This window comes from Enterococcus sp. SB12, assembly GCF_030910025.2.
GTDB lineage: Bacteria > Bacillota > Bacilli > Lactobacillales > Enterococcaceae > Enterococcus_B > Enterococcus_B faecium.
This window is the reverse complement of the sequence record NZ_CP175675.1, coordinates 2,082,022-2,094,217: the sequence shown is the minus strand read 5'-3', so window position 1 is coordinate 2,094,217 and position 12,196 is coordinate 2,082,022. Positions and strand designations below refer to the sequence as shown.

General features: G+C 38.7%; 8 protein-coding genes and 2 pseudogenes. 9 read left to right on the top strand and 1 reads right to left on the bottom strand.

Annotated features, from left to right (window positions below):
* Positions 1-116 precede the first annotated feature (116 nt).
* The 6 genes and pseudogenes from RBL01_RS10330 (at position 117) to RBL01_RS10305 (ending at position 6,129) form a co-directional block, all read left to right on the top strand.
* Positions 117-1,013, top strand: a complete 897-nt coding sequence (locus tag RBL01_RS10330) for a carbohydrate ABC transporter permease (RefSeq protein WP_002287294.1) — start codon at positions 117-119, stop codon at positions 1,011-1,013.
* A 13-nt stretch (positions 1,014-1,026) separates the two neighbouring features.
* Positions 1,027-1,890 (top strand): carbohydrate ABC transporter permease, encoded by an 864-nt coding sequence (locus tag RBL01_RS10325; protein ID WP_002287292.1) that lies wholly within the window; start codon positions 1,027-1,029, stop codon positions 1,888-1,890.
* A 5-nt stretch (positions 1,891-1,895) separates the two neighbouring features.
* Positions 1,896-2,459, top strand: coding sequence for a YesL family protein (locus tag RBL01_RS10320; RefSeq protein WP_002318639.1), 564 nt, complete (start codon positions 1,896-1,898; stop codon positions 2,457-2,459).
* 21 nt (positions 2,460-2,480) lie between these two features.
* Positions 2,481-3,993 (top strand): annotated as a pseudogene (locus RBL01_RS10315) (alpha-N-arabinofuranosidase).
* Positions 3,994-4,004: 11 nt separating this feature from the next.
* Entirely contained in the window at positions 4,005-4,964 is a 960-nt protein-coding gene (locus tag RBL01_RS10310; protein WP_002297693.1) for a family 43 glycosylhydrolase, read from the top strand.
* 85 nt (positions 4,965-5,049) lie between these two features.
* Positions 5,050-6,129 carry a GntR family transcriptional regulator gene (locus tag RBL01_RS10305; protein ID WP_307781014.1) on the top strand — a complete coding sequence of 360 codons (1,080 nt, stop codon included), beginning with the start codon at positions 5,050-5,052 and terminating at the stop codon, positions 6,127-6,129.
* A 468-nt stretch (positions 6,130-6,597) separates the two neighbouring features.
* On the opposite strand, the pseudogene RBL01_RS10300 reads toward RBL01_RS10305, so the two are convergent.
* Positions 6,598-8,000 (bottom strand): annotated as a pseudogene (locus RBL01_RS10300) (sugar porter family MFS transporter).
* Between the two features lie 217 nt (positions 8,001-8,217).
* On the opposite strand from RBL01_RS10300, the gene RBL01_RS10295 reads away from it, so the two are divergent.
* From RBL01_RS10295 to araA, 3 genes are read left to right on the top strand one after another with little or no spacing between them, the layout of a single operon-like run.
* Positions 8,218-9,879: a xylulokinase gene (locus RBL01_RS10295; RefSeq protein WP_038809373.1), complete on the top strand. Its 1,662-nt coding sequence runs from the start codon at positions 8,218-8,220 to the stop codon at positions 9,877-9,879.
* Positions 9,836-10,534: an L-ribulose-5-phosphate 4-epimerase gene (locus RBL01_RS10290; protein WP_002287284.1), complete on the top strand. Its 699-nt coding sequence runs from the start codon at positions 9,836-9,838 to the stop codon at positions 10,532-10,534. The genes RBL01_RS10295 and RBL01_RS10290 overlap by 44 nt, the downstream gene beginning before the upstream one ends.
* A 15-nt stretch (positions 10,535-10,549) precedes the next feature.
* Complete coding sequence (araA, locus tag RBL01_RS10285; RefSeq protein ID WP_002287282.1) at positions 10,550-11,974, top strand: L-arabinose isomerase; 1,425 nt, start codon at positions 10,550-10,552, stop codon at positions 11,972-11,974.
* Positions 11,975-12,196: the final 222 nt, after the last annotated feature.

The window sequence follows — 12,196 nt, the reverse complement described above, 5'->3', positions numbered from 1 at the left end:
TCGACCTAGTATATAGGTGTTATTGCAAAAATCACAGCGATTGTTCGGATATCTTATTCAGATTCGTTTAAACCAAGATTGTATATTTTATCAAAATGAAAGATGAGGTGGACTATATGAACGGATTCACCAAATATTGGAATCGTCCTGATCGTGCTGCGTATTTGTTTTTAACTCCATCTTTTTTAGTTTTATTATTATTTACTGTCATACCGCTTTTAGGAACATTTGCTATTAGTTTTACAGATTTGAATATTTTCTTTACATCAAGAAATTTTGTAAGTTTTGAAAATTTCACACGTATATTTAGTGATGAACGAGCAGTTAATTCGTTGATTCATTCTTTATATTTCACCGTACTCGAAACGCCAACACAAATTATCGTTGGTTTATTAGCAGCAGTAGCATTATCTAAAAATACCAGATTCAATCGTTTTTGTCGTTCGACATTTTACATTCCAGTTATTTGTTCATTGACGTCAATTGCGATTATTTTTTCTATGTTGCTTGATCCGAATGTAGGGGCGATTCCTTACTTGTTTTCACAAGTCGGCTTGCCGATCCCTCAATTTTTTCGCGATCCAACCCTTGCTATGCCGACGGTAGCCATCATGACTGTTTGGAAGAATTTTGGTGTTACTATGACGATTCTCTTGACTGCTATTCAGGGAATCTCTCCCTCTTTGTATGAATCTGCTCAAATGGATGGTGCAACAAATCGACAGCAGTTTTTTAACATTACGCTACCTCAGATCGTTCCCTCCTTAGGTTTTTGTATTTTAACGAATCTGATTGGTTCGATGCAAGTGTTTGACCAAGTATATGTTGCAACCGCTGGTGGCCCACAATTTAAGACAGAAACAGCTGTTCAATATATTTACAGTCGAGGATTTACAGCACCTTATGAATTGGGCTATGCATCAGCACTGTCTTCGGTTTTGTTTATCATTGTTGCAACTATAGCTATCTCCACTAATGTGTACATGTCACGGAAAGAAAAACAAATGAAATAGGAGGGAAACCTGTATGGCACCAGAAAGCTCGATTACAGTTACTGTGAATAGTCGAAAAGCAGTTAGTGGTAAAAAAATCATTCGAACGATTAGTATGCTAGTTATATTGTTGGTTATTGCGTTTCCTTTTTTGTGGCTGATTATTTCTTCTTTTAAACACGAAAAAGACATTATCTCATTTCCGCCTAGAATATTTGCAGATAGCTATACCCTAGATAACTATATTAAGGTTTGGACAACGATCCCTTTATTAGATTACATCAAAAATACAGTGATTTTTGCTGGAGGGACAGTGATCACTTCTGTATTCTTTGATTCTCTTGCGGGGTATGCATTTGCTCGTATGCGTTTCAAAGGAAAATCAGTTTTGTTCTATTTCGTTTTGCTGACAATGATGATCCCATTCCAAGTCTTCATGATTCCTCTATTTATTGAAGTCAATTTGCTTGGCATGCTTGATACTTATGCAGGTTTGATCATTCCTCGTATGACAACTGCATTTGGTATCTTCATGATGCGTTCCTTTTTTATTACTTTACCAGATTCTTTGGAAGAGGCAGCACGCATTGATGGATTAAGTGAGTTTAATATTTTTTTGAAAATCATGTTGCCATTGAGCAAACCTACTCTTTTATCATTAGGGATTTTCACGCTGATGAATAGTTGGAATGACTTGCTTTATCCATTGATATTGACAAGTAGTTCAAAAATGAGAACTTTACCAGCAGGGTTAGCTTTATTTACGGGGCAGAACATTTCTTTTTATGGACCTGTAATGGCTGGAACGGTTATTTCAATGCTGCCATTACTAGTGGTTTATATTTTTGCACAGAAATATTTTGTTCAAGGAACAGCTATGTCTGGAATGAAAGAGTGAGGAAGATGAAAATAGTTGAGACTAAATTTTATGGACAGTTGATTGTGGTTTCTGATTACATCTTATTAGGCATTCTCTGGGTAATCGTGTGTTTGCCTGTTATTACTATCGTGCCTGCTACATGTGCTGTTTTTTATGTAATGGCGCAATGGAAAGGTGAGGGATCAGGAAATATCATTTATTTTTTCTTACAAGGAATAAAGCAACATTTTGGTAAGAACTTGTTCCTTAGTCTGTTAACGATCATTATTTATTTTCTTGTTAATCAATTATTAGAAGAACAGACAATCGTACTTTCAATTAGTGGATATGTAGTTTCACTTATTTATTCCATGTTTCTTTTATCCTGGATATATGTGATTTCTGAAAACAAAGATATCACATTTTTACAAATTTTTGAACAAAGTGCATGGAAAGTATTTTTTGATTTTTTGAGAAATATTCTTTGTTGCGTATTGTTATTAGGATTTGTACTGCTCATATTTCTTTTCCCTCCTTTTATTTTTATCTTTGCTGGTGGCGTATGGAAACTTGTATCTATTATCTTGACTATAGGAAATGAAAGGTAGGGAAAGCTGTTGGACGAAGAAGTGAAAGTAAAAATCAGAGAGGATTTTACGGTAGGAGAGATCAGTTCTCGGCTGTTTGGCTCATTTGTTGAGCATATGGGAAGTGTCGTCTATACAGGGATTTATGAACCGGTCCCCATGAAACAGCTGATGGTGACGGGTTTAGACAAGATGTCCTCTCTTATGTAAAGGAATTAGAATTAGGTGTCATTCGCTATCCTGGAGGAAACTTTACATCTGGTTATGATTGGGTGGATACTGTAGGTAGGAAAGAACAACGACCAAAAAAATTGATTTAGCATGGCGAGGTATAGAACCAAATTCTTTTGGACTCCACGAATTTTTTAAATGGATCAGTCATGTACAAGCGAAACCGATATTCACGGTGAATTTAGGAACAAAAGGAATTGATGAAGCAAAAAATTTAGTAGAATATTGTAATTTTCTAAAAGGAACCTTCTGGAGTGATTTAAGAATAAAAAATGGGCAAAAAAAGCCTTTTGGCGTTAAATTATGGTGTTTAGGGAATGAGCTAGACGGGCCATGGCAAGTGGGGGCTAAGAGTGCTTATGAATATGGTAGGTTAGCAAATGAAGCCTCAAAAGTCATGAAGTTAGTGGATGATTCAATTGAAACAATCTTAGTTGGAAGCTCTACGCCATGTTTACCATCGTACCCTGAATGGGATCGTATCGCATTAGAAGAAGCTTATGAGAATGTAGATTATTTAGCTTTGCATAACTATATTGATAAGTATGATGAAGAAGACTTGACTAAACCTCCTAAAAATGAGCGTGATGATACAGCGACATACCTTGCAAAAGCTTATCGATTCGATCGTCAAATTGAAGAAATCGTTGCTACTTGTGATTATGTAAAAGGATATTTGAGAAGTGAGAAAACAATGTATCTAGCGTTTGATGAATGGAATGTACATGCCCAACCGGAAAAAAGACATAGGGATTTTGAAGTCGGTAGTCCCATCGATTGGTGTTACTTTACTATGGAAGATACATTATTATTTGGTTCATTAGGGCTGGCTATTTTACGACACGCAGATCGCGTAAAGATTAGTTGTCAATCATTGTTAGTAAACACAATACCTTTAATACTGACAGATGCTAAAGGACAAGCATGGAGGAATCCAACTTATTATGTGATGCAACACTTATCGAAATATGCTAAAGGTCAAGTATTGGAACAACAAATCATTTGCCCTGTTTATGATTGTGAAAAGATAAAAAATGTTCCTTATGTGGACAGTGTGATCGTAGATAACGGCAATCAGCTGACTATTTTCTTGATCAATCGCACAAATGAACAACAAAAGATAACGATTGAACATGATTTCAATTTGCTAGATCAAGGAGAGCACTACACATTAACCAGTAGCGATCTGTTGGACAAAAATACACGTGAAGAACCAGAAAAAATAAAACCTGAAATAAACTATTTTTCAATAGAAAAACATGACGAATTAAATGTAGGGATAGAAAAATACTCTTGGAATGTAATTAGAATAAAGAAAATGTGAGGAAATTTGTTATGATGAAGACACTTTATAATAATCCTATCGTTCGGCAACGGGCAGATCCTTGGGTATATAAACATACAGATGGTTATTATTATTTTACAGGATCGGTTCCAGGCTACCAAGTGATTGAATTAAGAAGGGCAAAGTCACTGAATGAATTAGAACATGCTGAAAGCCTGATTGTATGGCAGGCTCATGAAGAAGGACCGATGAGTGAATTGATCTGGGCACCTGAAGTCCATTATATCAATGGAAAATGGTATATTTACTTTGCTGCAAGCAATCATAAAACTATACGTGATGAATCTCATCATCACCGCATGTTCGTACTTGAAAATCAGCATATAGATCCAATGAATACAGATTGGATAGAAAAGGGACAAATAAAAACGAAAAGGGAAACTTTCAGTTTAGACGGAACAACTTTCTCTTCTCAAGGAAAGCTATATTATGTGTGGGCCCAACAAGATCCTGAAATTACTGGGAATTCTAATCTTTATCTATCCGAAATGGATAATCCTTGGACGTTAAAGGGGAAGCAGATCCTCCTTTCTATACCTGAGTATGAATGGGAAAAACGGGGTTTTTCAGTAAATGAAGGTCCAGCAGTCCTTACTCGCAATGGGAAAATATTCATTACGTATTCTGGTAGTGCAACAGATGAAAACTATGCCATGGGCCTGCTGTGGGCTGATGAGCACAAGAATCTTTTATTAAAAGAATCATGGCATAAATTATCGGAGCCAGTATTCGTTTCTTCTGAAAAAAATAAGCAATTTGGTCCTGGTCACAACTCGTTTACGGTTTCAGAAGATGGGTGCTTTGATATTTTGATCTATCATGCACGACCAGAGAAGAACCAAAAAGGGGATCCGTTAGACAATCCCAATCGGCACGCGAACGCGCAATGCTTTACGTGGAATGAGCAAGGATTTCCAGAATTTGGTGAACCTGTTCCGTATGCCTTATGAGCACAAGAAACCTTGATTTTTGCTTGAATAAACCTTGCAGATTCGTTATAATATATGTACGTACAAATAAAAAGGGGCAAGGCAAATGGCAAAATATCAAGACATTGCAGATGAGATAAAACAAAAGATCCTTCGTGAGGAATACGAAGTAAATACAACCATTCCCTCAGAATTCAAGCTGCAAGAAATATATGACGTCAGCAGACATACGATTCGGCAAGCAATCGCTGTGTTGGTAAATGAGGGCTATCTGCGTAAAGAAAAAGGATCGGGCACATATGTAGATGACAGCTATAAGATAGAAAAAACACCATTGAACAGAACAAAAACGATCGGTGTCATCACCACATATCTCTCTGATTATATTTTTCCGTCGATTATCCGAGGAATCGAAAATGAATTACGAGAGTCTGGGTATTCATTGCTTTTAGCCAGTACGAATAACGATCACGAATTGGAAAAAGAGTGTTTGAAGAAAATGATTGCTTATGGGGTAGATGGTTTGATCGTTGAGCCTACGAAAAGTAATCAGTATAACCCAAACTTAGCACTTTATGTTGCTTTGAGAGAACAAGGCATTCCGATGGTGATGATCAATGCTGCTTATGAAGAGTTAAATGCCTCTTATATTTGTTTAGATGATGTGAAAGTCGGTTTTATGGCAGCAGAATATTTGATAAAAAAAGGACATCAGCGTCTGTTGTTAATCACAAAAATCGACGATCTTCAAGGAAAATACAGGATGAAAGGTTTTATCAGCGCGTGTGAACAGTATAATGTGCGTTTTTTGATGGAAGATATCATTACTTTCACCACGGAAACACGAGAAACAATCGCTGAAAAAACAGTACAACGGTTGAAAGAAGAACAAGCTTTAGATGGCATCATTTGCTATAACGACCAAATAGCTAGTTTATTGCTAGATAAGCTGACAGAAAATGGCTATCAAATTCCAGATGATCTATCCATCGTAGGAACAGACGATTCTTCTTTAAGCCATTTAGGAAATAAAAAATTGACAACATTGACACATCCAAAAGAAAAGTTGGGACAAGATGCCGCACGGTGGATCGTCACAACGATTGAAAAAGGACAGGCACAGCCGAATATTCTTTATGAACCTGTACTAGTTGAACGGGAAACAGTGAAAGAAAACGAAAAATAAGAGACGGGTTTTTACCGCCTCTTATTGCTCCTACGGTTACTCGTCGCAATGTTTGTGAGAGCTTTTGTCATCGCTCAAGGCTGAACGTTTCTTTCACCACCTCTCCACTAAACGGTGTTCTCCTACCAACTGGTCACAAGTCACAATATTCATCAAACATGAGAAGCTGTTTTTTGAAATTGTTCCTTGTGACTGGAGCTGAACGGCAGGCTCACAACCTCTTCCTTAAACGGTGTTCAAAAGCTTGCATCTGCGGTAATAAGCCTAACCAAACGAAAAATAGGAGAAGCTATTTTTGTTTGGATGTTCTTATTATTTGATGCAGGACAGCTTTTTCACAACCTCTGATTCACGGTGTTCCAGAAGTAGCTTCTTCGAAAATAAGCTGAAATTCCACAAAAATTTAAGAAGCAATTTTCGTAAATTCCTTCTTATTTCTTGAAGCTGACCACTTCTGTCACAACCTCTTTAAGAATGATGGATAGAAATACGTTTAGGATAAGTTTTTTTAGATGCACTTTGTTCGATTTCCTCTAAAGATTTCCCACGAGTTTCTGGTACGATCTCTTGAATAAATAAAACCCCTAAAAAGCAGATGATCCCAAAAATGCCGAAAACGATTTCTTGAGACATAGAAGCAGTCATCACAGGAAAAAGCAAGCCAACTAGGAAAGAACCAATCCAATTAAAAGAAGAGGCTAGGCCAGATGCTCGCCCGCGGACAGCTAGTGGGAATATTTCGCCTACGATTACCCATGTCAGTGGAGCGCCCATGTGCAAGAATAAAATGCGACATAAATACATAAAAACAAGAGAATCAACAACGAATTTGTATGAACATCCAGTACAGTTCCTAAAACAGCTGGTAGGATGAAAGAAAGTCCCATCACGCTACCGCCTATTTTCAATAAAGTTCGCCGATTGAACTTGTCTGCAATAACCAAAAAGAGCAAAGAACCAGCAACTAAAATGATTCCTTGGATGATCGGCCACATCAATGCATCGCTCGCCGCGTGCCCAGTCGCTTTTTCTACGATCAGCGGAATATAGTAAAAAATAGCATTAGCTCCTTGAAATTGCTGGAATACTGCTACACCAATACCGGCAATGACTAAGGAACGATATTTTTCTAAAAACAAAGTATGCCAAGAAGTTCCGGTTGTCTTTTCTTGTTTGACATTCAGCTGGATTTGTTCGAATTCCTGTTCAGCTTCTTTTGGTGTCCGAATATAGTTCAATACTCTTTTTGCCTCTTCCAAGCGGCCAGATTGCATAAGAAAACGCGGTGACTCTGGTAGAGCTAAAACACCGAAAAATAAAATCAGCGCGGGGACAGCAGCGAGTCCTAACATCACGCGCCAAGCCATCGTTTCAGGCAACCCTTTTAGCAAATAATCTGCAACATAGGAAAGGAGCATGCCAGAAGCAATCATCACTTGATTGATCCCTGACAATCTTCCCCTTAGTCTAGCAGGAGCCATTTCAGACATATAAGCAGGAACTAGGGCAGATGCAGCGCCAACAGCTAAACCTAGAAGAATCCTTGCTGCAATCAGAAAATAAGAACCATTGTGAGGGGCAGATGCAGAAAGGACAGAACCAGCCATAAAAATAAGTGCAGAAAGAAGAATCATTTTTCGTCGTCCAAGCTTATCAGAAAGAAGACCAGATAAAGAGCCGCTAAGGATCGCACCTAACATGACCGAAGACGTGATCCATCCTATCAAAGAAGCTTTACCTGCCAAACCCCAATCATGCTGTAAAAAAGGTAAGGCGCCGGTCATAACACCAATATCATATCCAAATAGAATGCCGCCAAATGCGCCAAAAAAATAAATAAACGACGAGGAAACTTTTTTTTCTTTTTTCATAAGTATTCTCTCCTTCTAGAATTTCGAGAAGGCGGTTGATCAGATTTTGTAAGCAATTTCATTTTATAACTTATGTACGTACAAAACAAGTGTTTTTTATTGTATTCTTGTAAATAACCGCTTGACATGTACGTACAAAAGTATACAATAATCATTGTAAGCGCTACTAAAAAGACGGTTTGATCAGGTTTGACGAGAAGGAGGGAGTTAAATCATTATGAAGGAAGTAAATGCGCAAAGTATGTTAGATGTCATAAATGGTCGTACATCTTTAGGGATTGAGTTTGGATCAACTAGGATCAAAGCTGTATTGATTGATTCATCTTTTACTCCTATTGCCGCTGGTAGTTATGAGTGGGAAAACAAACTAGAAAATGGTATCTGGACCTATTCATTAGAAGATATTTGGAAAGGACTGCGCGTCAGTTACCGAAAAATGGCAGCAGAAGTATTCGAAATCTATGGCGAGAATCTTACGACAATCGGGTCGATTGGGTTCAGTGCAATGATGCACGGTTATCTAGCATTTGATAGCAAGGAACAGTTACTAGTACCATTTCGTACTTGGCGAAATACAATCACTGAAGAAGCAGAACGAATATTAACGGAAAAATTTCAATACAATATTCCGCAGAGATGGAGTATCGCTCATTTGTATCAATCTATTTTGAATAAAGAAGAACATGTGAAAGAAATTAATTTTTTGACAACGCTTGCAGGCTATGTCCATTGGCAGCTTACTGGTGAGAAAGTACTAGGCGTAGGAGATGCATCAGGCATGTTTCCTATCGATCCTTCAACGAAAACCTACCATCAAGAAATGAAAAATATTTTTGGTCAGTTAATCGAAAAAGCGCACGTAGCGATTGACTTGGATCACATTTTGCCTAAAGTTCTAGTAGCAGGAGAAGAAGCTGGCAAGTTAAGCGAATCAGGGGCTTATCTGATCGACCCTACGGGAAATTTGAGACCAGGAATCCCGGTTTGTCCGCCAGAAGGGGATGCAGGAACCGGTATGGTCGCTACGAACAGTGTAGCCAAACGGACAGGGAACATTTCGGCTGGTACTTCCGCCTTCGCTATGATCGTATTAGAAAAAGAACTAGAAAATGTCCATCCGGAAATCGACATGGTCACTACACCTTCAGGAGAACTAGTAGGCATGGTTCATACGAATAACTGCTCTTCGGATATCAATGCTTGGGTCAGTATTTTTGAAGAATTTACCAATTCTTTGGGTATGGAGATAAGCAGAGATAAATTATTCACGGTATTATTCAACAAAGCGCTAGAAGGCGATACGGATTGCGGGGGATTACTTTCTTATGGTTATTTTTCCGGTGAAAACATTACAGGAGTAAATGAAGGAAGGCCATTATTTGTACGTACACCAGGTAGCCGTTTTGATTTAGCGAATTTCATGCGGATCCATTTAGCCAGTGCTTTTGGTGCAATGAGAATCGGAATGGATATATTGAAATCTGAGAATGTCCAAATTGATCGTTTAGTGGGACATGGGGGGATTTTTAAAACACCAGAAGTTGGACAGCGGATTCTAGCATCTGCTATGGAGGCACCAGTTACAGTGATGGACACAGCCGGAGAAGGTGGAGCGTGGGGAATCGCGTTATTAGCAGCCTATATGATGGATCGACATGGGAAGTCTTTAGAAAACTTCTTGGCAGAAGACGTGTTTGGACAAGACCAAGGAATCACCATCACACCTTCAGCAGAAGAAATAGCAGGCTATCAGATATTTATGAGACGTTACCGTGAGGGGATCGACATTGAAAAAACAGCGATTCATCAATTGCAAGAAAAAGGAGTGATAGAAAATGCTGGAACAACTGAAAGAAGAAGTATACCAAGCAAATCTTGACTTGCCTAAACACGGACTCGTCAAATATACATGGGGAAATGTGAGCGCTTTTGATCCTGAAACACGATATTTCGTTATCAAACCTAGCGGAGTCAGTTATGAAGAGATGACAGCAGACGACATGGTCGTTGTGGACTTGGACAATCATATCATTGAAGGTAAACTCAATCCCTCTTCGGATACGCCTACTCATGCTGTTTTATATCGTTCATTTCCTCAAATCGGAGGAATCGTCCATACTCACTCGACATGGGCGACGATCTGGGCACAAGCAGGATTGGATGTTCCTGCGATGGGGACGACGCATGCAGATACTTTTTATGGATCGGTACCTTGTGCTCGATTTTTGACACAACAGGAAATCGACAGCGGGTACGAATATGAAACAGGAAAAGTTATCATAGAAACATTCAAAGAACGCAAAATTGATCCCTTAGCAATTCCAGGGGTACTTTTACACGGACACGGTCCATTTACTTGGGGGAAAGATGCGCAAAGTGCGGTAATGAACGCAGTCGTACTAGATGAAGTATGCAAGATGAATTTATTTACCAGACAGCTCAATTCATTTTCAGAAGAGCTGCCTCAACGGATTTTAGATAAACATTATTTACGAAAACACGGAAAAAATGCGTATTACGGACAAAACAAATAAAAGGAGTGGCTAGTTATGTTGAATATTGGAGAAAAAGAATTTTGGTTTGTTGTAGGATCACAGCATTTATATGGGGAAGAAGCACTGCGAGAAGTAAAGAAACATGCACAAGAAATGGTCGATGAACTGAATGAAAATGGCCAATTGCCTTATCCAATCCGCCTTCAAGAATTAGCAGTTACTGCTGATACGATCACAAAAATCATGAAAGAGGTCAATTATCGAGAAGAAGTAGCAGGTGTGATCACTTGGATGCATACTTTCTCACCAGCAAAAATGTGGATCCGCGGGACAAAGCTTCTACAAAAACCATTGCTTCATTTAGCTACTCAGTATAACGAAAGCATTCCTTGGAAAACGATCGATATGGATTTCATGAATTTAAATCAATCCGCTCATGGTGACCGCGAATATGGGTTCATCAATGCTCGATTAAATAAACAAAATAAAATCGTCGTTGGCTACTGGAAACGACCTGAGATCCAAAAAGAGATTGCTGATTGGATGGATGTTGCAGTAGCCTATAATGAAAGTTTTGGAATAAAAGTGGCTCGTTTTGGTGACAACATGAGAAACGTGGGTGTCACAGAAGGAGACAAAGTGGAAGCACAGATTCAATTTGGTTGGACTGTTGATTATTTTGGTATCGGAGATCTTGTACAAGTAATCGATCGCGTATCAGACGAAGAAGTCGATCAATTATTTGAAGAGTACAAGGAATTGTATACCTTCGACTATGGTGATTATGAAGAAAAGACATGGGAGGAGCATGTAAAAGTACAAGCTCAGCAGGAAATCGGTATTCGCCGTTTCTTAGAAGAAGGAGGCTATAACGCTTTTACGACTAATTTTGAAGACCTGTATGGAATGAAACAACTACCTGGACTAGCTGTACAACGTTTGATGGCAGAAGGATACGGTTTTGCTGGGGAAGGCGACTGGAAAACTGCAGCGATTGATCGGTTGCTGAAAATCATGGCTCGAGGGAAAGATACAGGATTCATGGAAGATTATACTTACGAGCTAGCTAGTGGCCAAGAAGCAATCTTGGAATCCCATATGATGGAAGTAGATCCGACGCTTGCTGCGACGAAACCAAGAATCGTTGTTTCTCCTTTATCAATGGGAGATAGAGAAGATCCGGCGCGTCTTGTGTTTGATGGGAAAGCAGGAGAAGGGGTAGTCGTATCGATGGCAGATTTCGGTACGCATTATAAACTGCTGATCAATGAAGTAGAAGCCTTTGAACCAACGACTGAAGCACCTAATTTACCTGTTGCACGTGTGTTATGGAAAACTAAACCGAATTTCCATGAAGGTGTCCATTCATGGATTCAGGCAGGTGGCGGTCATCATACCGTTGTCTCGCTAAATCTAACAACAGATCAAATTGAAACGTGGGCAAAATTAGTTGAGTTGGAAACAGTGGTTATTAGATAAAAAGAGGTTGTGAAAAAGCCGCTTAGTTTTAAGAATTAAGAAGAGATTGACGAAATTTGCTTTTCAACTTTTTTGAAATTTAGTCTTATTATCAATGTCAGCTAACGGAACACCATTTATCAAGATATCTCACCCTCAATATTTTGCTCTCGAAAATAAGGCTTATGGCAGTAACTTGTCATAGCCTTATTTTTATCACTAATCCTACTCTGCTCTAACTGC